Genomic DNA, 23,339 nt, shown 5'->3' with positions numbered 1-23,339 from the left:
AGAAACTCAAAAGGTTTTGTATTTTGAGAGGTCTACTTTTCATATTTGTGTTTTCAGCTTCTTATTTAAGGCTTTATTCTGGTATTAATTTATATTTTCAAAAAGCATTAACTGGCAAAGTTGCTGGCAATCCAATTATTGATGAAAAACGCGATACTATTACGGTTTTAACAAAAGATAGATGGTTGACTACTTATACAATGTCACTTGAGAAGAAATATTCTTATAGACTAAATAGAATTCCATATCCTTTTCTTTTGAAAGATTTTGATAATGGGTATTATGTTATTACAGTTAGAAATGAAATTCAAAAGATCAAAAGAGGAAAGCTTGTTTGGAAGTATAAGCTTGATTTTTCACCTTTGAGCTCTCCTGCAATGGGAAATGTTAACATCCTAATTCCTCTTGTTAATGAAAAGGTTGTTTCTATTGATTTAAATAGCGGTGAAAAAATGTTTGAGGTTGACATAGGGGGTAGACCCGCTACTTCTCCTGTAGTTTTTGATAATGGAGATTTTTGTATTGCAAGTGAAAATGATGAAATATTTTTTTTTGATTCTTTGGGTAATAGGAAATGGTTTTCCAGATTAGTTGCTTTTCCTCTTTTGTTAATGATAAATACAAAAAAAGAGGTGGTTGTTGGGCATAAGTCAGGACATATTGTTGCTTATGAAAGAGATTTTGGGGAAATTGTTAGCTCTATTAAGTTAGACTTTCCTGTTAATTTTTTGTTTGAAAAGTTTAATGGTGAATATGTAGCGATTTCAAATGTTGGTATGTTTTTTGATTTGAATAGAAACTTTAAGCTTAAATTTAAAAAAAAAATGAACTTTGAGATTGAGAAAGCCGTTCTTTATAATAATAGAAATCTTTTAATTTCAACCAAATCAAATGGAATTTTGTCTTTTAAAGAGGATTTTGATATATTTTTTTCAGATGCTAAACTTAAGGGCTTGTCAGGACTTAGTGCTAATTCAGGCATTATTGTCTTGGGGGGAGGTGATTGGATTCTTAGTATTTATTATTACGAATACGACAAAGAGCTTGATGTTAGCGTTTGGAATCATTTTGGAGGTAATAAATACAATCAGGGCAGAATAGATTTAAAAGAAAAACGTTTTGTAGATTATGATAAAAATTATTTAATTCTTGAAGAGATTCTTAATTCTAATTATAGTGATACTGCTTATAATAAATTTTTAGAAATTTTGGATTTTCTTGCAGCTGAACATGGAAATTTTCCCCCAAAATATTTAAATTTATATGAAAAAGCTTTTAATGAGTGGCTTTTGTCAGAAAAGAGGTTTGATAGAATTTCTTCAAGAGGCAAGCTTTATAGATATTTTGTATATGTTAATGATGAAGCTTCAATTAAGAGTTTTATTAATTTAGCAATTAGAGAGAGAGATATTAATAATATAATTACCATAGTCCAAACTATTACTAAATTTGAAAGTTATTATGGGCAAGATTGTATTATATACAATTATATCCAAAATATAGTGTTAAATTATCAAGGTAATTTAGAAATAGCTTATTCTGTGATTTTAAATTTGAGAAATATAATTTTAAATTCAACAGACAAACCTCTTAAACTTTGTAAGCATAAGTATATAAAGTTATTAATGTTTATGAGACGGCAAAATTTTTCTGAAAATATTAATAAGTACATTAATGAAATTATTTCAAGCATTCAAGATATTTCCAGTACGCAAGATTGAATTATCTGTTTTGCATATAAATCCGATTGTGTTAAAATTAGGTTTAAATTGGTGAATTTAGTTGGTAAGGTAGATTATAATTAAGTTTATAGGAGAATTTCTTTTATGAAAAAAATATTACTAATCTTTAGTTTTTTTCTTGTCTTTTTGAATGGATTTCCTCTTAATGCCAGAAAAGTTGATAGGGAAAAATTAAAGGACTTTGTTAATATGGATCTTGAGTTTATAAATTATAAAGGTCCTTATGATTCTACAAATACGTATGAACAAATCGTGGGTATTGGTGAGTTTTTAGCAAGACCTTTGACCAATTCCAATAGCAACTCAAGTTATTATGGCAAATATTTTATTAATAGATTTATTGATGATCAAGATAAAAAAGCAAGCACCGATGTTTTTTCTATTAGCAGTAAGTCAGGGCTTGACAGTATATTGAATTTAAGAAGAATCCTTACAGGATATTTAATAAAGTCTTTCGATTATGACAAGTCTAGTGCAGAATTAATTGCTAAGGTTATTACAATATATAATGCTGTTTATAGGGGAGATTTGGATTATTATAAAGGGTTTTATATTAAGGCGGCTTTGGAGTCTTTAACTAAAGAAAATGCAGGTCTTTCTAGGGTTTACAGTCAATGGGCTGGAAAAACACAAATATTTATTCCTCTTAAAAAAGATATTCTGTCTGGAAATATTGAGTCTGACATTGATATTGACAGTTTGGTTACAGATAAGGTGATAGCAGCTCTTTTAAGTGAAAATGAAGCAGGTGTTAACTTTGCAAGAGATATTACAGACATTCAAGGCGAAACTCATAAGGCAGATCAAGATAAAATTGATATCGAATTAGATGATATTCATGAGAGTGATTCCAATATAACAGAAACTATTGAAAATTTAAGAAATCAGCTTGAAAAAGCTACAGATGAAGAACATAAAAAAGAGATTGAAATTCAGGTTGATGCCAAAAAGAAACAAAAGGAAGAACTAGATAAAAAGGCGATTAATCTTGATAAAGCTCAGCAAAAATTAGATTCTGCTGAAGATAATTTAGATGCCCAAAGAGATACTGTTAGAGAGAAAATTCAAGAAGATATTAACGAGATTAATAAAGAAAAGAATTTACCAAAACCTGGTGATATAAGTTCTCCTAAAGTTGATAAGCAGCTGCAAATAAAAGAGACTCTAGAAGATTTACAGGAGCAGCTTAAAGAAACTGGTGATGAAAATCAAAAAATAGAAATTGAAAAGCAAATTGAAATAAAAAAAAGTGATGCAGAGCTTTTAAAAAGTAAAGATGATAAAGCAAGTAAAGATGGTAAGGCATTAGATCTTGATCGAGAATTAAATTCTAAAGCTTCTAGCAAAGAAAAAAGTAAAGTCAAGGAAGAAGAAATAACCAAAGGTAAATTACAGGAAGGCTTAGAAAACGATTTAAGTAATGATGAAAACCTTAGGATGCTAGAAGAGCAAAAATTGCCTGAAGATCAAAAGTTAGATAGTAAAAAAGAATTTAAACCTGTTTCTGAGGTTGAAAAATCAGATAAGATTTCCAAGGCTAGTAGCGATGTTGGTAAATCATCACCCTTGGATAAACCTTTTTATAACGACATTGATTCAAAAGAGAAGTTAGATAGTGAAGATGCTAATTTTCAAAAGACCAAACCTCAGGTTGAAGACCAAGCTACTTTTTTGGATAAAGATTTGACTACTATTTCTATAGATTCTAGTAATCCTGTATTTTTAGAGGTTATTGATCCAATTACAAATTTAGGAACTCTTCAGCTTATTGATTTAAATACTGGTGTTAGACTTAAAGAAAGCACTCAACAAGGCATTCAGCGGTATGGAATTTATGAACGGGAAAAAGATTTGGTTGTTATTAAAATGGATTCGGGAAAAGCTAAGCTTCAGATACTTAATAAGCTTGAAAATTTAAAAGTGGTATCAGAGTCTAATTTTGAGATTAATAAAAATTCATCTCTTTATGTTGACTCGAAGATGATTTTAGCAGCTGTTAGGGATGAAGAGAGTAGTAATGATTGGAGATTGGCTAAATTTTCTCCTAAAAATTTAGATGAGTTTATTCTTTCAGAGAATAAAATTATGCCTTTTACTAGCTTTTCTGTGAGAAAAAATTTTATTTATTTGCAAGATGAGTTTAAAAACCTAGTTATGTTAGATTTAAATACTTTAAAGAAAGTCGAATAATTTTACGGTTAGATTGAATTTCTATAATTTTTTAAAAAACTAAAAAAGCTAAAAACATAAGTTTTTAGCTTTTTTTCGGGATGGTGGGATTCGAACTCACGATCCCCTGCTCCCAAAGCAGGTGCCTTAGCCACTAGGCCACATCCCGAATGAAGCGCACCAATTAGGACTCGAACCTAAAACCTACAGATTAGAAGTCTGTTGCTCTATCCAATTGAGCTATTGGTGCTTTAAATTCTAATGATGAGTATATCATTTTGAAAAATCCTTGTCAATAAAGTCTAGATACCTTTACTTTGTATATTTTTTATTTTTGTTTTGTGTTTATAATGTTTTATAATTTTTTTATGATTAATCTTGATTTGGTTGTAGATGAAACTTTGTTTAGATATCCTGATGTTAAGCCTTTTTTAAATTATAAAAACAATTATGAACTTTTAATAATGGTGATTTTAAGTGCAAGAACAACAGATAATTTAGTAAATAAAATTTCTCCACATCTTTTTCAAAGGTATGAAAATTTTGAAAGTTTATCAAGAGCAAATGTGAGAGATGTTGAAAAATTAATTTATAAGACTGGTTTTTATTCAAGGAAAGCTAAAAATATTGTAAATTGCTCTATTGATATTTTGGAAAAATTTAATGGCGTTATTCCAAATAATATTTTTGATCTTGTTAAGCTACCCGGAGTAGGTCGAAAAACAGCAAACGTTATTCTTGGTGCTGTTTACAATAAGCCTGCAATTATTGTAGATACTCATTTTAGCAGAGTTGTTACAAGGCATGCTCTTTCTTTGGAAAATTCTCCTACTAAGATTGAGTTGGATCTAAAAAGAAGAATAAAGCCTTGCAAGCAGTATAGATTTTCTATGGCTATCAATAAGCATGCAAGAGAAATTTGTACCCCTAGAAATGTAAGTTGTAATAATTGTTTTTTAAAAAAATTTGCTCCAAGAATTTGTTAATTTTTATTTAAGATGATATTAAATGCTTCATTTTTCTTCTCAGCTGAAAATTTATAATTGCTAATATTATGTTTATTCCTATTAATATGAGCAAGGGATTGATCCATATCCATAGATATTTATTGCCCATTTGCATATAGTTAAGCAGTTCTCCAAGACTGGGATATAGATTTTTATCTTGTTTTTGTAAAAAGCTTACTACTTCAAAAGTAGTAAGACTTCTTCCCATTTGTAATGGGATTATAGATGATATTGATGAGAATACTTCTGGAAAAATATGATGTAATATTATTCTAATTTTGCTTGCTCCCATAGCTTCACTAGCTTTAACATAATCTAAATTTTTTATTATTAATGTATTGTTTCTTGCAATAAAAGCAAATCTAATCCATCCATGGATCAATGCTAATAGTGTTGCTGTTTGAAGCATGTTGTAAGTTTTTTGGTTTAAAAAGTAATAAAAAACCAAAGATACAATGTAAAAAAAGGGTAACGTTTGCAATGTTTCGATTGGCTTTGAAATTAGCATGCAAATTTCAAAACTAAACATGCCAATTATTGTTCCAATAAAGATTCCAATTATTGCAGAAATTGTTGCGTAGCTTAGTGAAAGTAGAATAGAGTTTCTGGTTGCAATGATTAGTCTTGCCATAATATCTCTTCCCATTTTGTCGATTCCTAGTGGGTTGTCTTTTGTGGGTGGCATAGGCATATTTTTAATAGGTTTTAAATAGACTTTATTTGGATCTTTTTTATAGATTGCAATTTTTGAATTTTCATTAACTAGTGATGGCGTAATAATTAGTAATACAATAAATATTTTAAAGAGTATGATATATATTTTTTTTATTATTGTATCTGGTTTCATTAGTTTAGGGTGTCCTTATATGGGTTAATTTTGTAAATTAGTATATCTGTTATTATATTTGGAATAAGCATAATGAAAACACCAATAAAAATCAAATCTTTAGAAATAGCATAATCGTTGAATTTTAAAGCATTTAAATATAAGGCTCCAATTCCATCAATTTCAAACATCGATTCAATCATGGATGCTCCAAAAAAAGCGGTTGTAAGAATAGGTCTCATGTTTGTGAGCAGTGGTGTTATTGATGGAGTTAATGCATGTTTTAAGATTATTTGCAATTTATTTATTCCTCTTGATTTTGCGGCTTTTATGTAAAATTCTGATAAAGTTTTGTCAAGAGATTGTTTAAAAATTACAGAATTAAATATGAAGAATGAAAAAAACCATGCAAATCCACCTATTATTAAATTTTTTGGATTTAAATTAAGGTAATATATTAAAGATAATATTAAAAATACTGTTAAGTTTCTTGGCATGGAGTGGAGCAATAGCATTAAATATTCTAAAATGTTATTTATTATGTTGTTTTTTATGTAAATTTTCCAAATTATAATAAAGACTATTGCTGCAATATAAGAGAGTAGGGCGCCTGGAATTGAGACTTTTAAAGTATTGAATATTTTTTGAAAAATTATTTTAGTAGTTGGCTTTCCTTTGCTAAGCAGAGAGTATCGATGGTCGCCCCACAGCATTCCTTTGTTTTTTGTTTTGTATATTATATATGAATTGCCAGCTATATGCTTTAAAAAGCAATCTTTTTCTAATTTTGATTTGGGGTTAAAGTCATGTATCAGGGCATATCTTTCTATACTTTTATATACTCCAATGTATTGTAAGTAATTTTTCAAGACATTTGCTTTAACAAAAGGAATATACTGTTGTTCATTTGAAAAAAAATTTACTAACGATACGCAAAAAAATGATGCACAAATTAAATTAATTAATAAATATATTGTATTTTTAAAAATAAATATTTTCAATAAAGACTAACCCTTAGAGCTTTTGGAAGCAAGTTTATTGATTTTTATAATTTTTTTGGTTTGGATAATGCAGCTTGATAGAAAATAATAAATTAAACCTATTGCTATTGATATAAGGTAAAAATTTTGATTCTTGGCAGGGGGTTTTTGTAAGATTAATATTTGCCCTTGATTATATTGATCTTTATTGTTGTTGATTTTTATTACTGTTGAGTTTTTTGGGTAGTAACCCAATTTTTTAGCTTCTTTTAGAATTTCCGATTTAGATACTTGTAGGTTAATATATCTTGCTTTTAATTCTTTTTGAATTTCTTTTAGTTTTTCGATATGATTTTTTATTAATGTTAAGTTGTTATCCAATTTTTGATAATTAACAAATCCTCTCTCTCCAAATATGGGAGCTATTATGAAATAGCTTAGTATTCCCGAGTAAAAAGACATTGCAATTTTCTTATAAATAGTCATATAGCTTGTAATTATATTCTTAATATACTATATTTACAAGTAGTTAAAGTTGGTTTAGATTGTAGTTCTATTGAGTAGTTTTGGAGAGCAAGTTTGGCATGAAGGAAAGTATTTTTTTTATCAAAGAAGGTCCCAAGGAAGTTAATTTTGATATTGAAAAGGTATTTTTAAGAAGTGAGTCTGTTGATATTGTTTCTATAGCTCCAGATGACCTTAAAACTTTTTTAGATGAAAAGCTGTTAAAGCTCGATAACATATTAAAAGAAAGGCATGGTGAGTTGATTAATTGTTTAAAGGGTGTTGAGCTTCGTGTTGAGAGAGTTGAAAAAGAAATGCTTGATAATAGTCTTAAGCCTGTTCAAAGAGATTTTATTTCTTATGATTCGAGGGATTTTGAAAAAAAGTCATCCGATACGGATGATTCATTTTCCAAAAAAGAAGATAATTTGCCTAATATTTCTATTGGTCAAGAAGAATTAGATGCACTGCTTGAGGGTATCAATTATGCTCCAAAAGAAAATGAAGAAGTTCAGAATGATGTTGAATTTAATAGAGATAAAGATTTGAATTTGAATAACAATTTGAATGTGGCTGATAATTTTTCTAATAATATTCTTAAAAAAGAAGATATTGAAGGTATTAATGTTGGCAGTTGTAATGTGTCCATGGGAAATATGGAGTTAAATAATAATAACGATCACGGTGAAAAATTGGAAAATTTTGTTACAGGGGCAGATAAAAATTTAGATTCTGTTAATAAAAATTTAAATAATAGTCCTTTAGCAGAACATAAAGTGAGTGGAGAAGATACCCACTCCATTGCCAATTGTGATAGCTCTGGAAAATTGGAGAGCGTAGATAATACACAGAGTTTAAATTTAGTTGATGGGAATGAAAGCATTGAGCATGGAAATGGTGGTAATTTTGTCACGCTTAAAAGCTCTGGTGAATGTTTTGAGCTAAAAGAATTTGATGATTTTGAAAATATTTTAAAAGAGGACCTAGATTCTAAAGTTGCCGAGGACCCTTTTTCTAATGCTGAAGAAAAAAATTTGCATGATAATTTTAGAAGTAGAGCAGATCAAGACCAAAGCAATGATGTTGCTAATTATGAAAAGCCTAGCTCTAAAAACATAACTAAGGACTCTTTGCTTTCTGGTTTTAATTTTAATGATGTTGAAAAGGTTGTGGGTAAATTTAATGCTGAAGAATCTTTAAGCAATGTTGTGCTAAATAGCGATGAAAAAGCCATATTAATAAATTTTATTGATAGGGTAGAAAGTGAACTTGAATTAAATCCTAATAGAAATATGTTTAAAATTAAACAAGAATATGAAGTTTTAAAAAAAGTTAAATTTTTACTTACTAAAGGTTAAAAATCCATTCATTTAAATTCTTTTTTTTTGTAAAAATTCTTAAATTAATTTTTGATAACTGAGCGGCTTGTTTGATATTGATTTTAATTTAAAAGATATTATGAGTAAATCCAAACAACATCTTATCTTTTGATAAAATGTTGTCTTTGTCATGGTTACATTTTGATTATATTTATTTTTATATATAGCAAGATTAATCTGCATTGCTGTGATGTTCATGATGATTTTCTTGATTATCATTGCTAGAAATATTGTCTTTTTCCATTAATTTTTTTTCTAGGTTAAATACGTCAAAAAAAGTCCATTTGCTAGTCATGTAGTAATATTCATCTTTATCTTTTTTGATTAATATGTCTTTGTCATTTTCTTCGTTTTTATTAAAATAAACTTCAATATTATTGACACTTTTATTGCTCCATTTGATTTCAATTTTGTATTGAAGAATATAGTCATCTATTTTGGATTTATCAATTTCAAGTCCATCAGCTTTAAATTCGGCAATAATATTTAAAGGCCTTTCCTTTGTTATTTTTTGGTTATTTAAAAAATAAAGGCCATCTTTAGTGATAATTTCATAGTTATTGTTTATATTGTTTTCATTTTCCTTGTTTAATTTTCTTATTATTTTGAATGATAAATTTTCTAATTTTGTGTTTTTTTCTTGGAACAATGTAGTATCTGAAAATGTATTGTAAGAATTTCCTTTATATGATAAGAAAATGTTTTTTGTTAAGTAAACATTTTTGTCACTGCCTTTAATGTATGCCAGTCTTGAATCGCCTTCTCCTGATTTTCCAACAAAAATTTCTGTTAATAGCTTATTGTTATTGTCAAATAATTTAAAACTTGGATTTTTCCCAATTCCTAGTTCTTTGTGTTTTTTTTGATCTCTACTTACGAGCTTATTTTTTTCAAGCTCTTCTAATGTTTTGATTAGAGAGTTAACTTTTTTGTTGTCAACAGGAATATTTTGCTTGTTATATGTTAGTATCCAATCTTTTTCAAGTTTTGTTAGCGTTCCTTCGTGTTCTGTTTCAATTTTAGAAATTAAATTAAAGTCAAAATCAAAAAATTTTTCTTCCAGGATCCTTGCTACTTTATTTTCATTTGAAAAAATTATTCCCAATAAGAATGTAGATGTTAGCATCACTATTATCAATATTTTGATTTTTTCTTTATTGATTGAGAATATTTTTGGTTTTGTCATAAACGCTCCTTTCTTCTTATTAATTTGCCTTTCTTTTTCTAGTAAATCTAACAAGTCCAAATATTAATATTATTGTTGGAAGAATAATTAAGTTAACAATTATTAATGAAAACTTTGCATTGACTATTTCGTTTGAAGAGCTTGCAAATTTTAATTTAGCTCGTACTTCTCTGGACTTAATATTAAAAAATTCTTCCTTTTGCATTAAATAATCCGAAATTCTTCCTGATAGTTCAAAGTTTGATGGAGAACCGTTGTACATATAATCACTAAATATCATGCTTGATCCTGTTAGGATTATTTTAGAATTTTTGGAATATTGATCTTTATAAGGACTTTTAATTTTTCCTTCAATTGCATATCCTAGTATTTTAATTTTATTCTCTTCGAATTTATTTGGAACTTCAAATGCATTCAAAGATATGTTTGAAAGGTTGGGTTCTTTAACTTGCCATGATTGTTTGGAACTTGCAAATAGAGGTAAAAATTTTACTTCTGCTTCATCTTTTTTTATAAGCTCTAATGAGCTGCTCCAAGGAATTGTAGCGGTATAAAAATTTTTAAGTAATGGCATGTCTTCTTTTACAATATTGCTTTTGTCTATTAAGATCCATGGATAGTAAGTTTGGAAATTGCCACCCAAAAAGATTGTGGGCGCTCTTTTATCAAGAATAATATTATCGTTGTATTTTATGCCATAATTTTCAAATAGATCAAATAGACTGGATTTAATAGGCGTTATGCCATATGGATTTTGAGGATTGTAGTCAATTGTGCTTGTTGCAACAAATATTTTTCCATCATTAACAATAAAATCGTCAATTTTTTTTGCAATTTCTTCATCAATTTCTTTAGCGCCAATGATGAATAGTCCATTTATATCTTTTCTAATGTCTTCTAATTTTTCATTTTTTAAATCTATTTCTTTTATTTCAATTCCAAATGCTTTTTTCATTATTTCGGAAAAGTTTTTATGTGCTTCTTTTAAAGTGCTGTCTCCAAAAGCAAGTCCTAAAACTTTTTTGGTATTGTTTATTAGCTTGTCAAGTCCATTTGCAAGGTCATATTCTAAATTACTGATTTCTGTTACAACCGGTAGTACTTCTCTTTTGCCCTCGTAAATAATCTCAATTCCTGAGTATATTTTGAGTATTGAGAGCTGATTAATATCTCTTAAGTCTATTTGCTGAGAAGGAATGCCAATATGCTCTAATGGTGTTGAAATTTTATCAGCGTCAATTTCTTTATAAATTACCTTGCCTTTTGAAGCATCAGAAAAACTTATTAAAAAATTTTTTATTTGGTTTGGAAAAGCAAAATAATTTTCAAGGCTTCCTGAATTGTAATATGTAATATATATTGTTTCATTTGCACTTGAGAACAAATTTTTTGTAACTTTAGATATTGTAAAAGCTTTGTGTTTTGTAAAGTCTATTTTAAAAATGAAAATAGATATATTACAAAAAATCAAAAAGATTATTGTAAGGTTCAAAGTTAGGTTTAAAACTTCATTTTCTTTATTTTTCATAAAATTTATCTCCATTTTTTTAGTGTTATGCTGTGTGTGCTTAGTATTAGGAATGTGATTGTGAATGTAATAAAATAAATAAAGTCTGATAAGTTTAATATGCCCATATTAAAATAGCTAAAGTGATTAGTTATTGAAATAAAATTAAGCATTTCTCCTATTATATTTTCTTTTCCAAAGATCATAACCAATTTTCCAGAAAATAGTATTAATATCAGTGTAAATACAGTTAGAATGTAAGAGACTGTTTGGCTTTTTGTAATAGAGGATATGAATGTTCCCATACTTAGCACGGAAAGAGAATAAAGAATTATTCCTAGATATTGAAGCAATATTATTCCAAGATCAAATTCGCCCATGAAAATTGTCATTATTGTAAGGGGTAGGGTAAGTGAGAATAATATTAAGGTAAATATTTTAAGCATAATAAATTTACCCAAAACTATCTCTTGAGGACTTAGCGGCAAAGCATAAAGAAGCTCAATGCTTCCTGTTTTGTGTTCTTCTGAGAATACCCCCATGCTAAGTGCTGGCAGTACTAACATTAAAATAATAGGCATTGAAGAGAAATAAGAAGTAAGAGATGCATTGTCTTTAATGAAAAATCCTGATAAAAAAATAAATGAAAAGTTTATGAATATTAAAAAAAATAGCATCACAACGTATGCAGTTGGAGTTCCAAACAATATTTTTAGTTCTTTTTTAGAAAGCGATAAAGATTGCTTTAAATCTATTTTCATTTTTCTCTCTCCTTGGTTAATTTGCTAAATATCTTTTCAAGGCTTTCATGTTTTGGGATCATTGCTTTTAAGATTATATTGTTTTTTACGATGTAGCTAAAGAGATCTTCTTCTGTTTTGCCTTGAGATAGTTTTAATGAAATATTTAAGTCTTTTTCATGTTCTTCAAGTTTTATTAATGTGAAAATATCATTTTTGCTGTTGAAAATTTTTTTATCATTTTCAGATTTTTTTAAAGCTATTAATTCTATTTCAATCTCTTTAAGCTTATTTTTAATAATATTTTCTTTTGTATCATCAGCAACAATTACTCCATTGTTGACAATAATTATTCTTTTACAAATAGATTCTACTTCGCTTAGTATGTGTGAAGAGAATAATATTGTACTTTCTTTTGCAAGCTCTCTTAAAAATTCTTTAAATTCAATTATTTGATTTGGATCAAGACCATTTGTTGGTTCATCAAGTATTACAAGTTTAGGATTGTTTATTAAAGCGCCAGCTATTCCTACTCTTTGTCTAAATCCTTTTGAAAGTTGAGAAATCAGCTTATCTTCAACTTCTTTTAATTTGAATATGTTTATTACTCTATCAATTTCTTTTTTAAATTTTTTAACACCTTTTATTTCTGATATAAACCTTAAATATTCCTTTACAGAAAGCTCTGGATAAAGAGCTAGTTTTTCAGGAACATATCCTATTTGTTGTAGTATTTCTTTTGAATGCTCTACAATGTCTTTTCCGAAAATTTTTACATTACCTTTGCTTGGATAATGAAATGATGTTAAGATTTTGATTAATGTGGACTTTCCGGCTCCGTTTGGACCAAGTATACCAAGTACTTCGCCTTTTTCAACCTTAAAGCTAACATTAAATAGTGCTGTAAATGGCCCATACATTTTAGTAACTTTTTCTACATTTATCATATACCCTCCTATTTAATAATAAAGTTATTTTTGTTTGCTTCAAGTCTCATTCCATCTCTTGTTAAAAAAATTTCTCCGTCTGGATATTCCAATTTTGCCTCCTTTAGTAAATTTTCAAGATCTTTTCTTAATGTATATCTTTCACTAAAATGGATAAGTCCTGTTTGTAAAACTTTTGCTTGCTTTACAATATTTGCAGCCCCACCAGCTGTTAAGTGAAGTTTTTTATCTGCTTCTTTTTTTAGTTCATTTTTAAATGTGCTTTCAATTATTACAAGGTTAAAATTTTTGATTTGCTGTATGAGTTCTTTAAAATAACCAGTATCTGTAATGTATGCAACTTTTAGTCCTTTTTTAGATTTTCCAAGTATTTCTGATGGCTTTATAATTTTCCCGTTTACCAATATTTCTTTTCCATCTTGTAGGGCTTTTCTAATAGGTCCTTTGGGAATATTTAACTCTTCTGCTTTTTCTGTACTGAATTTGCCGGGTTTATCTTTTTCTATAAATAAATATCCAACACATTCTATTGAGTGTTTTAGCTTGGTGTATTCAATTTTTTTTGTTTTATCCTCATATATTATTTTTTCGGTTTTATCTATTATTATTTCTTTATAAATTATTTCATAGTTTTTATATATTTTAAGCATATCTATATTGGCTTTTGTATAGTTTTTTATTCCAACAGGTCCAGCGATTATTAATGGGTCTTTTCTTGTTTCTCCACTTTGTGACATTAGCATCACTATTCCGAGTAGTCCTGTGATGTGATCAGCATGTAAATGAGTAATACAAATCATTTTTATTTTTTGCCAAGATATTTTTTGTTTTCTTAAAGACATTTGAGTTCCTTCTCCACAGTCGAATAAAAAATTGTCCCCATTGTATTCGATGAGTACAGACGACAAATATCTATTATGGAGTGGTCTTGTTCCTCCAGTTCCTATAATGTTAATATTGAATCCCAAAGATTATTCTCCCGGTTTGTTCTGAAAGTATTAACCAATTTTAATTGCTTTGTTAAATTTTGCATCACTTTCTAGTTTCTCTTTGGATAAGAATTATTTTAGCTCAACTTAAATATTATATTATTTTTTCTTGAATTTAGAAATATTAAGAAATACAATTGTTTGCCAGTATGGATTTAAAAATTTTGATTTTAACAATTATCCAAAATACTATAATATTTTTCATATCTTTTAATATTGTAATGATTTGGAATTTTGTCAATTTTTTCAATATTATTAACTAATAAATTGGATAAGTATGGCGCCATTGATATACCTCTTGTTCCAAAGCCATTTAATATGAAGATATTTTTATACTTGGGGTGTTCTCCTAAAAAAGGCTCTCTGTCAAGGGTTGAAGGTCTTATGTGGGCTTTTTGGCTGATGACTTTGCATTTTAGATTTGTTATTTTTTTAAATTTTTCTAATAATTCTAATTTTGCCCATTCATTTGTAAGTGTATCCCAAGTGTTCCATTCGTAAGTTCCTCCAAGGTAAAATTTATTGCCTTTTAAGTGAATTAAAGATGCATGTCTATTGTAAATCTCTTTAAAATTCAATTTTTTGCATTCCAATATAATGATTTCACCTTTTGCAGGCTCAAATGGGAGATAAGAAAAAAATCCTTTGAGTTTTTCTTTATATCCTTTTGCAAATATTAATTTTTCAAATTTTAAATCCTCTATTTTGAAAAAGCTCTCTCTAAGTTTAATTTTATTTTCGTCTATATTTTTGTTTATATATGATTTTTTTTTGATTAAATATTTTTTAATATTTTTTATATAGATTTTTGTATTAATCCTGGCGCCTTGTATTATCATTCCGCCGTTAGAGTCGTTTGAAAAATTGTAAATTTTTCTATCTTGTATTTTTAAAATAAATTTTGTTATGTTTTTATCATTTTTAAGTTTATTAATCAGTTCATTTTTTTGGTTTTCAGTAGTAAAGGGTCTAAAGATATTTTTTTCTATAAAAAAGTTAGATTTAATGGTTTTTTCAATTTCTTGATAGTAGTTTTTTGCAAATTCAAAAATATGTGGTTCTTTCCAGGCAATATTCATTTTTCTGCCCATAATAGGATTAATAAGCCCGCCCGCTACTATTGTTGCTTTTGTATCTTCATCATCAAAAAGAATTACTTTTTTATTTCTTTTAAGCAATTCGTAAGTAATGGTGCTTCCTGCTATTCCTCCCCCGATAACTGCAAATTCATGATGCATTATAAACTCCTTTTTAGATTTTACTTAATTTGTAAAATTTAGAGTATTTTTTGACTTTAATGAAGTTCAATTAAAGATTTATTAGTCTTTTGCTTTTTGGAAATTAAGTATAATCGTTTAATTTTTGTGCTTTTTTATCATTTAAAAACCTTTTATTTTCAATTATAATATATCATTATGTTTTTGTATAAGGGATGTTTTATGACCGGGAAAGAAGATAATGATGCTTGTGATTTGCATGATAAATCATTGAAATTGGTTTTAAAGAGTAGATCAATAGTTATTGCTGGTGAGATTACTAAGGATGTTTCTAGGCTTTTTCAGGAAAAAATATTATTGTTAGAGACTTTGGATTTTAAAAAGCCCATATTTGTGTATATTGATTCAGAAGGGGGCGATATTGATGCTGGATTTGCTATTTTCAATATGATTCGTTTTGTTAAGCCTAAAGTTTTTACAGTTGGAGTAGGGCTTGTTGCTAGCGCTGCTGCTTTAATTTTTTTGGCTGCAAAATTAGAAAATAGATTTTCGCTTCCCTTTGCTAGGTATTTATTGCACCAACCCTTGAGTGGATTTAAAGGAGTTGCTACAGATATTGAAATTTATACTAATGAGTTAAATAAAGTTAAAAAAGAACTTAATAATATTATTTCAAAAGAAACAGGTCAAAAAATTTCTAAAATAGAAAGGGATACTGATAGAGATTTTTGGCTAGACAGTAGTGCTGCAAAAAAGTATGGACTTGTATTTGAAGTTATTGAGACAAAGTATCAACTTGAAGAGTTTATTTTCGCTTAGTGTTTTATTTTTTTCCTGTAATGTTGTAGGCACAGATTTTAGTGTTTTGGAGCTTAAGGTTGCAAATTTTAATTTGAATGATGATTCTTATCAAGTGTTACTTAATTCTGCTTATAATATTCTAAATCAAAGTTTTGATTTAATAATTATTAAGAACCTTGAGAATAAAAATGTGCTTGATTTAATTAATAATAGAGTTTTATTTAGAACTTTTAAGAATGCTTATTTTATTGATCAGGGCAGGGGCCTTTCTGTTAGTATTCTTTCTAGGCGCAAAATAAATATTAAAGTTTTAAGTGTAATGCAAAATTCTTGTGATTTAAAATTGGGATTGCTTGTGGATTTTGATTTTGGAAATAATCACTATGGTATTGTTATTTATAATTTAAGCAAGGATTTTATTAAAAGTTTTACTAGTTTGCAAATTGGTGAGCAAATTTTATATTTAAAAGCCCAAATGGATAAATTAATGTTTATTTTAGATGAATCTGAATTTGTTATTTTTGATTTATTAATCAAAAATGGATTTTTTAGCTTAATAAATGATTCAAACGATATTTCAATGTTAGCAAATAAAATTGATTTTAGAGTTTTTTCTAGTTTTTTTGCTAAGGTTTCTTTATATTCATTTATGTTTGTAATTTTAGATTATTTGCATAGCAATTATGTTATTGAGAATTTTCCTCAAAGGATAGTTATTAATTGAGTTTTATATTTATTTTTTTATTTAACTTGACATTGTAATATAATATTATTTATTATATTATTCTATGCCGAAGTGGTGGAATTGGTAGACACACAGGACTTAAAATCCTGAGGAGGAAACTCCGTACCGGTTCAAGTCCGGTCTTCGGTATTTTAAAATTTTTTATTTACATTTCTCAGATATTTTTTTGTTTGTAAAGATTCCCAGTATAAATGATATTCCTAAGGATGTAAAAGATGTAGAGCTGATTTTAAAGTTCAATTTTAATACAATTAATATCATTTGTAGAATTGATCCAAAAATTAAGCCTTTTGATAAATAAATAAAATTATTTAAGTGATTATCTATTATTTTCTTTATTATTAATATTGATGTAATTATTCCTATTGTTGCAGCTGCTGCAAATATTGTAATAAGAATAATGTTAAATTCAGATACAATAAGTATTATTTCTTTATAAAAGCCAAGTAGCAAAAGCATTGCAGATCCTGAGATTCCTGGCAAGATCATTGATGCTCCGCTTATTGTTCCAGAGAATATCAATAATAAGTAATATTTTGGTGAGTTTTTGTCTTTAGGCATCGTACTTTGCAATTGTATATTAGATTCTTTGAGTATTAAGAAGAGTAGAACAATGGTCATGCCAATAAAAAACAATAAATTATTTAATATTTTTGTATTATTATTTATTTCTTTTATGGATATGTCTGCTTTTAGTGTTAGCATATTTCCAAATGTTAATCCTATGAAAAATACTATTAGCAGTGCCTCTATTATTCCATTGTCAAAAGCATAAGTTTTAAATATTTTTGCAGTTAATAATATTGAGGTTAACATTCCTGTTGCTAAAATAATTAAAAACATTAAATTTTTTTTAATTTCTGTGAGTTTTAAGATTTCTGAGATAGAGCCTATTATTTTGTAATAAATTTTTAATATTAAAGCCAGTGTTCCCCCAGAAACCCCCGGGATTATGTTTGCAATTCCAAGTAAAATTCCCTTGATATAAATATTAAGCATTTTTATTTTAGACTTTGAATATTTTTAATTTAAATGTCTTATCTGTCATCGCCTTCGCCATTTATTGTTCCATTTTCATGTCTTTTTTGTATTTTTTTTAGGTTTGTAAGGGCAACATCTTCAAGTGTAATTCCTAGATTATTGCTTAAACTTGACAAGTACCATAATACATCTCCAAGTTCTTTTTTAATTGATATTAAATACTCATCATCAATAATGTAATTTTTATCTCTTCCCAATTTTTTTATTTTTTCAACAACTTCTCCAGTTTCACCAGCAAGGCCAAGTGTTGTTAAAATTAATTCTTCTTTTTTATTTTTGTATTTAGCAGTTTTTTTTGCTCTTTCTTGGTATTCGTTTAGCTCCATATTGAGAGACAGTTTATTACAGTTTGTTATTATTTGCAAGTCCAAATAAGATTTATTTTTTTTATGTTTTTTATTATATTTGATTAATTAATCGTAAAAGAATTTGTAGTATGAGTAAAACTTTTTTGTTATTTAAAGTAGCTTTCTTTTTTTTAAAAATAATTTGTATTTTTTCTTATCCAGAAATAAAAAGTTTTTCAAGAAAAGATCCTATTTTTTCTGATCTTAAAATTAAAATTTTAAAATATAACAAAAAACAACATATTCCTTTGTTTTTTTATTTGGACAAAGTTAAAAAAGGAGATACTTTTTTTAAAATTGCTAATAAAATAAACGGATGGCAGTCTAGTATTGCTACTGTTAATTTATTAGATTCTCCTGTTTTGAGTGTTGGACAAGAGATTCTTATTCCTAACAAAAAAGGAGTTTTTGTTTTTGATAGTAAAGATTATAGGTTTAATAATTTGCTTTTAGCAACAAGGGATCTTACTAAAGCTGAAAAGGTAAAAGTTAAAAGGAACGACAGAGTTTATGAATTTTATTTTTTTGATTTTGTTAAGAATCCAGATTTTGGACTTTTTTCAGGCACAGAGTTACTTTTTTTCTTAAATGCCAATTTTATTTTTCCTTTAAAAAAATTTATTGTTAGTTCTGATTTTGGATTTAGAAATGATCCTTTCACTGGCAATAAAAGTTTTCATACAGGAATAGATCTTGCAGCTCCAATGAATACGGAAGTATATTCTTCTTCTTCGGGAATAGTTATTAAAGTTGGATACAATGATCTTTATGGTAATTTTGTTGTAGTTGGGCATAAAAATAATATTAAATCTCTTTATGGACATTTAAATTCATATTCTGTAAAGATAGGAGATTTTGTTAAATCGGGCGAATTGCTTGGCAGAGTAGGACAAACAGGGCGTTCAACAGGGCCTCATTTACACTTTGAAATATTGAAAAAAAATGTTCCCATTAATCCCTTAAGGGTTTTAAAGAAAAGCTAGGTTGAAGGCCAGTTAAATATACAATATTAATTATTAAATTGTATTTATTATTAATAAATAATAGTGTATAATTAGTTATTTGATAGAAATATTTTTACACTTTTTGGACAAGATTTTAAAAAGAAAGTGTTTCATTTTAATATAATTATTGACATTAAAAAATTTTTTGGTTTCAAAACAATACATTTAATTTAAAAAGATATTATTTTTTTGTATTTATTATAATTTAATAATTGAAAATAAATCTTATTGATCAATGTTATATTCGATTATTTTATTGTGTAAAGTTTTTCTTCCTATTTTTAGTATTTCAGCGCATTTGCTCTTGTTGTTTTTAGAATGAAAAAGCGTTTGTTTTATTATTTCTTTTTCGGCTTCTTTTAGACTAATTCCTATTGGTAGTGTTATTTTAAATACAAGATTTTCATTATTTTTGATTTTTGCTGGCAAATCTTCTTTAGTGATTTGTTTACCTTTTGATAATATTAATGCGCTTTCAAGTACATTTTTTAATTCCCTAATATTTCCTGGCCAATCGTAATAATAGAGAGCTTTCATTGCATCATTAGAAAGAGTTTTTTCTTCTCTGTTGTTTTCCTTTGCTACGTCTTTTATTAGTATGTTTGTTAAATAGGATATATCATCTTTTCTTTCTCTTAAAGGTGGTATGTTTATATTAATAATATTTAATCTATAAAATAAATCTTCTCTAAATTTTTCCTTTTTAATTTCCTCTTCAATGTTTTTGTTTGTTGCAGCCAGAAGCCTAATATCAACTTTAATTGTAGTCTCTCCCCCAACACGTTCAAAGGTTTTGTTTTGCAGTACTCTTAAAAGTTTGACTTGAATTTCGGGCGAAATTTCTGCTATTTCATCAAGAAAAATTGTGCCTTTGTTTGCAAGCTCAAATCTGCCTTTTTTTTTTGAAATTGCTCCAGTGAATGCACCTTTTTCATGACCAAAAAGTTCACTCTCAAGAATGCTTTCAGAAAGTGCAGCGCAATTTACTTTTATAAATGGTTTGTCATTTCTATTTGAAAGATCAAAAATAGCATCTGCTATTATTTCTTTGCCAACACCGCTTTCGCCTGTTATAAGAACAGATGCATTTGATTTTGCTATTTTTATTACAAGTTCAAAAATTTTTTGCATTAATAGTGACTTTCCCACGATTTTTTCATAATATTTTAAATCTTTTCTTATTAGTATATTTTCTAAATTAGTATTTTCATCATCTTTATTTTCTTTTTTATTTAGTGATCTTTTTATTATTAGTAAAAGTCTTTCAAGGTCTAAGGGCTTTGTTAAAAAATCGTAAGCACCCTCTCTCATAGCATCTACAGCAGAATCAACTGTTCCGTGGGCTGTTAAAATAATAAAAGGTATTCCCAAGTTTTTTTCTTTAACTATTTTGAGCAATTTTTCTCCAGATATCTGAGGCATTCTCAGATCAGATATTATTACATCAAGATTTTCATTTTCAATTGTTTCAAGAGCTTCTTCTCCGTCACTAGCAGTGAAAACAAAATATCCTTCATCTTCAAGATAGGTAGCAATTCCCTCTCTAATATTCTTTTCATCATCAGCTACAAGTATTTTGCTCATTTTTAATACCCTTCAATTAAAATATTTTTTTTATTTAGTTTAGGAAGTGTAATTGTAAAAATAGTGCCTTCGAACTCTTTGCTTTCCACAAAAATTTCACCCCCAAGCTCTTTTATTATTTTATAAGAAATAGTAAGTCCTATTCCACTTCCTTTTTCTTTTGTGCTAAATTGAGGTTTAAATATTTCTCCTTTTACCTCATCTTTTACTCCGTTTCCATTATCTTTTATGTTGATATGTATTTTATTGTCTTTTTCGAAGAGAAAAATTTCTATTTTTTTTATTTCTTTTTTTGTTTCAAGTAGTGCTTCTTCTGCGTTTTTAACGATATTTATAATAACTTGTTTTAATAGTTTCTCATCAATGAGAATATTGCTTATTTTGTTTAAATTAAGCAATAGTTTTATGTTTTTGCTTTCTAATCCAGGATTTAACAATTCACATACACTGCCTATTACTTGTTTAATGTCTTTTTCTTGTAAGTTGATTTTTATTGGCCTGACAGTTAATAAAAATTCTGTTACTATTTTATCTACTCTATTTATTTCTTCTTTTATTACTTTAAAATAATTTTCAGCTTTACCATTTTTCATTTTTTGTTTTTTAATTTCCTTTTTTAGCAGTTGTAAATTTATATCGATTGCTCCAAGCGGGTTTTTGATTTCATGGGCAATATTTCTTGCATGTCTTGTAAAGGAGGCCAAAGCTTCAACTCTTCTAAATAGCTCCTCTTTTCTTTTTTTCTCTTTAATGTCTTCGATTAAAATAATGTTGCCTTCAAGTTTTTTTTCTTTTACATAAGGCATAAATGAAATTTTAATATATATATTGTTTGAGATTGGAACTTCTAATCCTATTATTTTATCTTCTGTTCTAACTAATTCTTTTATTAAATTTATTAAGATTGGAATTTGAAGATCATCAAGAATTTCTATTTTTGATTTAGATGTTAAAGCTAAAATTTGGTATAAAATCTTGTTTGAATAGATTATGTTGTTTTGCTTATCAAGTACAATGATTCCTTCATTAATTGATGCAAATATGCCGTCATATATTTCTATTTTTTTGTAAATTTGTTCAATAAATTTAGTTTTTTGTTCATTAGACAATTTGTTTAGCTTTGTTAAAGCTTTTTTGAAAAAGTTGTTCATATCTCCTCATAATTTAGCATCAAGTTTTCTATTATTAATTTTTTATTTTGATTATAGGGTCGATATTTGTAAATATTTTTCAAATGTTGCGTGTATTTGAGATATTGATTTATATTTATCTTTTTTTCTAAAAAATCTTTTCTAATGTTAATTAGAAGCTCGTTTAAAAATATTTTAAAGCTTTCATCATCTTTTATAAAGTCGATTTCTTCAAGATTAAATATGGATTTTTTCTCTTTTATTATATTTAAAATTTTTGTCAACTCTTTTTTTATTTTTTTACTTTCTTCTTTGTAAAATGAAGCGAAATACTCCTCAATTGTTATGTCTTTATTTATTAGAAAGCTTTCTTTAAATCTTTGAATTTCTAAGCTTCTTTCTGGTTTTGTGAAATTGTAAATTCTAAGTCTTGAAAGTATTGTTTTTGGTATTTTGTTTTTATTTCTTGCTGTTAAGATAAAGTAAATATTTGAAGGGGGTTCTTCTAGTATTTTTAAAAGTGAGTTGTGCACGTTAAATGATAAATTTTCGATTTCGTTTATGTAGATTACCTTTGGTTTTTCTTTTTCAGAAAAAATCCAAGTCTGAATTTTTTTTACATCATAAACAGTAATAATATGATTTAATTCTTTTTTTATATTTTCTATATTTTTTATAAGTTCATTTTTTATGTTTTCATTGTATTTTTTTTCATAATAAACAGAATTAATGTAGTTGATATTTTTCTCTATTTTTTTTAAATTTTTTTCATTACTGAAATAACATTTGGTAAAAATTACAGTTTTAATATATTCTAGGTATTGATTTGTTATCTTTTGTGAGTTTGTAGAAAGATGTGCTTTTGCTTCTACTGTGTCAAGATTTATAAAAATAAGGAAATTAGGGTTTGTTAAGTTTTTTACGTTTAATATTTTTTTTGCAAGTTCAATTGCGCTAGTCTTTTTTGATGAAAATTTTTCTCCTAGTAAAAGAATCGCATTTGGCAATGTTTTTTGATCATATTCGTTTATTATCTCTTTAGCAATCTTTGGAAGCATTGTCATTTTTGGCTCCTTATTTTGTTTTTGAAATTTTAAAGAGATAGTTTATTCCAGGATTTAAATAATCAAGTAGTTTGCTTTCTTTTAGGAAATATTCAGGTTTAAATATTTGTTGTGAATGTATTATGTAAACCACGATTGCAATTATTCCAAAAGCTTCAAGTAGTCCAAGCACTAAGCCTAGCATTCTATTGAAGAATAATAATTTGAGTTGACTTATTATTGATTCTATTAATGATTGTAGGATTAAAAATCCTATATGTATGAGCAGAAAAAATACAAGTAGTGCTTGAATATAGGATAGTTCAATAATAGGTTCAACCAGTTTTCTAAACTCTTCAGTTTTTTTATAAAGCAGTAGTATTAAAACAAAAACTTCAGCAAATCCACTAATTTCTTTAATAAATCCTCTTAAAAATCCTCTAAATCCTAA

At 27.1% G+C, this 23,339-nt stretch carries 22 protein-coding genes and 3 tRNA genes; 8 read left to right on the top strand and 17 right to left on the bottom strand.

Going from position 1 to position 23,339, the window contains the following annotated elements:
* The first annotated feature begins 23 nt into the window (after positions 1 to 23).
* Together LRB30_RS03525 and LRB30_RS03520 are read left to right on the top strand one after the other, a co-directional pair.
* Positions 24 to 1,721: a PQQ-binding-like beta-propeller repeat protein gene (locus LRB30_RS03525; RefSeq protein ID WP_231019419.1), complete on the top strand. Its 1,698-nt coding sequence runs from the start codon at positions 24 to 26 to the stop codon at positions 1,719 to 1,721.
* A 105-nt stretch (positions 1,722 to 1,826) separates the two neighbouring features.
* Entirely contained in the window at positions 1,827 to 3,932 is a 2,106-nt protein-coding gene (locus tag LRB30_RS03520) for a P83/100 family protein (RefSeq protein WP_231019409.1), read from the top strand.
* Between the two features lie 75 nt (positions 3,933 to 4,007).
* Here LRB30_RS03520 and LRB30_RS03515 read toward each other — a convergent pair.
* Both LRB30_RS03515 and LRB30_RS03510 read right to left on the bottom strand, forming a co-directional pair.
* Positions 4,008 to 4,080: transfer RNA gene (locus LRB30_RS03515), tRNA-Pro, on the bottom strand.
* A gap of 7 nt (positions 4,081 to 4,087) precedes the next feature.
* A tRNA-Arg gene (locus tag LRB30_RS03510) sits at positions 4,088 to 4,161 on the bottom strand.
* A 100-nt stretch (positions 4,162 to 4,261) separates the two neighbouring features.
* Here LRB30_RS03510 and LRB30_RS03505 point away from each other — a divergent pair.
* Positions 4,262 to 4,897: an endonuclease III domain-containing protein gene (locus tag LRB30_RS03505; RefSeq protein ID WP_231019407.1), complete on the top strand. Its 636-nt coding sequence runs from the start codon at positions 4,262 to 4,264 to the stop codon at positions 4,895 to 4,897.
* 7 nt (positions 4,898 to 4,904) lie between these two features.
* Here LRB30_RS03505 and LRB30_RS03500 read toward each other — a convergent pair whose 3' ends face one another.
* The 3 genes from LRB30_RS03500 to LRB30_RS03490 are packed head-to-tail and all read right to left on the bottom strand — an operon-like array spanning position 4,905 to position 7,210.
* Complete coding sequence (locus LRB30_RS03500) at positions 4,905 to 5,765, bottom strand: ABC transporter permease subunit (RefSeq protein ID WP_231019400.1); 861 nt, start codon at positions 5,763 to 5,765, stop codon at positions 4,905 to 4,907.
* A complete protein-coding gene (locus tag LRB30_RS03495; RefSeq protein WP_231014145.1) occupies positions 5,765 to 6,745 on the bottom strand; it encodes an ABC transporter permease subunit in 981 nt (326 codons plus the stop codon). Before LRB30_RS03495 ends, LRB30_RS03500 begins: the two co-directional genes overlap by 1 nt.
* A gap of 6 nt (positions 6,746 to 6,751) precedes the next feature.
* Complete coding sequence (locus tag LRB30_RS03490; RefSeq protein WP_231014146.1) at positions 6,752 to 7,210, bottom strand: septum formation initiator family protein; 459 nt, start codon at positions 7,208 to 7,210, stop codon at positions 6,752 to 6,754.
* 98 nt (positions 7,211 to 7,308) lie between these two features.
* On the opposite strand from LRB30_RS03490, the gene LRB30_RS03485 reads away from it, so the two are divergent.
* Positions 7,309 to 8,586, top strand: a complete 1,278-nt coding sequence (locus tag LRB30_RS03485; RefSeq protein WP_231019391.1) for a hypothetical protein — start codon at positions 7,309 to 7,311, stop codon at positions 8,584 to 8,586.
* A 193-nt stretch (positions 8,587 to 8,779) separates the two neighbouring features.
* On the opposite strand, the gene LRB30_RS03480 is transcribed toward LRB30_RS03485, so the two are convergent.
* From LRB30_RS03480 to LRB30_RS03455, 6 genes are all read right to left on the bottom strand, one after another.
* On the bottom strand, positions 8,780 to 9,793 hold the full coding sequence (locus LRB30_RS03480; RefSeq protein WP_231019388.1) for a DUF4340 domain-containing protein: 1,014 nt from the start codon (positions 9,791 to 9,793) through the stop codon (positions 8,780 to 8,782).
* Positions 9,794 to 9,812: 19 nt separating this feature from the next.
* The gene (locus LRB30_RS03475; protein WP_231014150.1) at positions 9,813 to 11,321 is read right to left on the bottom strand and encodes a GldG family protein; all 1,509 of its coding nucleotides are present in this window, start codon (positions 11,319 to 11,321) and stop codon (positions 9,813 to 9,815) included.
* 5 nt (positions 11,322 to 11,326) lie between these two features.
* Positions 11,327 to 12,061, bottom strand: a complete 735-nt coding sequence (locus LRB30_RS03470; RefSeq protein WP_231014151.1) for an ABC transporter permease — start codon at positions 12,059 to 12,061, stop codon at positions 11,327 to 11,329.
* Positions 12,058 to 12,987: an ABC transporter ATP-binding protein gene (locus LRB30_RS03465; protein ID WP_231014152.1), complete on the bottom strand. Its 930-nt coding sequence runs from the start codon at positions 12,985 to 12,987 to the stop codon at positions 12,058 to 12,060. The genes LRB30_RS03470 and LRB30_RS03465 overlap by 4 nt, the downstream gene beginning before the upstream one ends.
* A gap of 8 nt (positions 12,988 to 12,995) precedes the next feature.
* Complete coding sequence (locus LRB30_RS03460; protein ID WP_231014153.1) at positions 12,996 to 13,955, bottom strand: ribonuclease Z; 960 nt, start codon at positions 13,953 to 13,955, stop codon at positions 12,996 to 12,998.
* Between the two features lie 191 nt (positions 13,956 to 14,146).
* Entirely contained in the window at positions 14,147 to 15,214 is a 1,068-nt protein-coding gene (locus LRB30_RS03455) for an NAD(P)/FAD-dependent oxidoreductase (protein WP_231014154.1), read from the bottom strand.
* Positions 15,215 to 15,415: 201 nt separating this feature from the next.
* On the opposite strand from LRB30_RS03455, the gene LRB30_RS03450 reads away from it, so the two are divergent.
* The 3 genes from LRB30_RS03450 to LRB30_RS03440 all read left to right on the top strand — a co-directional run bounded on the left by LRB30_RS03450 (position 15,416) and on the right by LRB30_RS03440 (position 16,868).
* Positions 15,416 to 16,012, top strand: a complete 597-nt coding sequence (locus tag LRB30_RS03450) for an ATP-dependent Clp protease proteolytic subunit (RefSeq protein WP_231014155.1) — start codon at positions 15,416 to 15,418, stop codon at positions 16,010 to 16,012.
* A gap of 46 nt (positions 16,013 to 16,058) precedes the next feature.
* The gene (locus LRB30_RS03445; RefSeq protein WP_231019489.1) at positions 16,059 to 16,718 is read left to right on the top strand and encodes a hypothetical protein; all 660 of its coding nucleotides are present in this window, start codon (positions 16,059 to 16,061) and stop codon (positions 16,716 to 16,718) included.
* Positions 16,719 to 16,784: 66 nt separating this feature from the next.
* Positions 16,785 to 16,868 (top strand) — tRNA-Leu (locus tag LRB30_RS03440).
* Positions 16,869 to 16,880: 12 nt separating this feature from the next.
* Here the strand turns inward: LRB30_RS03440 and LRB30_RS03435 are convergent.
* Both LRB30_RS03435 and LRB30_RS03430 read right to left on the bottom strand, forming a co-directional pair.
* Positions 16,881 to 17,738: a DUF368 domain-containing protein gene (locus tag LRB30_RS03435; protein WP_231014724.1), complete on the bottom strand. Its 858-nt coding sequence runs from the start codon at positions 17,736 to 17,738 to the stop codon at positions 16,881 to 16,883.
* 38 nt (positions 17,739 to 17,776) lie between these two features.
* Positions 17,777 to 18,106: a nucleoside triphosphate pyrophosphohydrolase family protein gene (locus tag LRB30_RS03430; protein ID WP_075552402.1), complete on the bottom strand. Its 330-nt coding sequence runs from the start codon at positions 18,104 to 18,106 to the stop codon at positions 17,777 to 17,779.
* A gap of 110 nt (positions 18,107 to 18,216) precedes the next feature.
* Between LRB30_RS03430 and LRB30_RS03425 the strand changes: the two genes are divergently transcribed.
* The gene (locus tag LRB30_RS03425; RefSeq protein WP_231019383.1) at positions 18,217 to 19,110 is read left to right on the top strand and encodes a LysM peptidoglycan-binding domain-containing M23 family metallopeptidase; all 894 of its coding nucleotides are present in this window, start codon (positions 18,217 to 18,219) and stop codon (positions 19,108 to 19,110) included.
* 246 nt (positions 19,111 to 19,356) lie between these two features.
* Here LRB30_RS03425 and LRB30_RS03420 read toward each other — a convergent pair whose 3' ends face one another.
* The 4 genes from LRB30_RS03420 to LRB30_RS03405 form a co-directional block, all read right to left on the bottom strand.
* Complete coding sequence (locus LRB30_RS03420) at positions 19,357 to 20,715, bottom strand: sigma-54-dependent transcriptional regulator (RefSeq protein ID WP_231019367.1); 1,359 nt, start codon at positions 20,713 to 20,715, stop codon at positions 19,357 to 19,359.
* A gap of 2 nt (positions 20,716 to 20,717) precedes the next feature.
* Positions 20,718 to 21,866: a two-component system sensor histidine kinase NtrB gene (locus tag LRB30_RS03415; RefSeq protein ID WP_231014470.1), complete on the bottom strand. Its 1,149-nt coding sequence runs from the start codon at positions 21,864 to 21,866 to the stop codon at positions 20,718 to 20,720.
* Positions 21,863 to 22,909 (bottom strand): hypothetical protein, encoded by a 1,047-nt coding sequence (locus LRB30_RS03410; protein ID WP_231014469.1) that lies wholly within the window; start codon positions 22,907 to 22,909, stop codon positions 21,863 to 21,865. The genes LRB30_RS03415 and LRB30_RS03410 overlap by 4 nt, the downstream gene beginning before the upstream one ends.
* Positions 22,910 to 22,919: 10 nt before the next feature.
* On the bottom strand, positions 22,920 to 23,339 hold a 420-nt coding region (locus LRB30_RS03405), incomplete at its 5' end, for a CvpA family protein (protein WP_231019356.1).

Origin of the sequence: Borreliella americana, assembly GCF_021043605.1 — a bacterium.
GTDB lineage: Bacteria > Spirochaetota > Spirochaetia > Borreliales > Borreliaceae > Borreliella > Borreliella americana.
The sequence above is the reverse complement of the archived record's forward strand: the minus strand, read 5'-3'. Positions and strand labels throughout refer to the sequence as shown.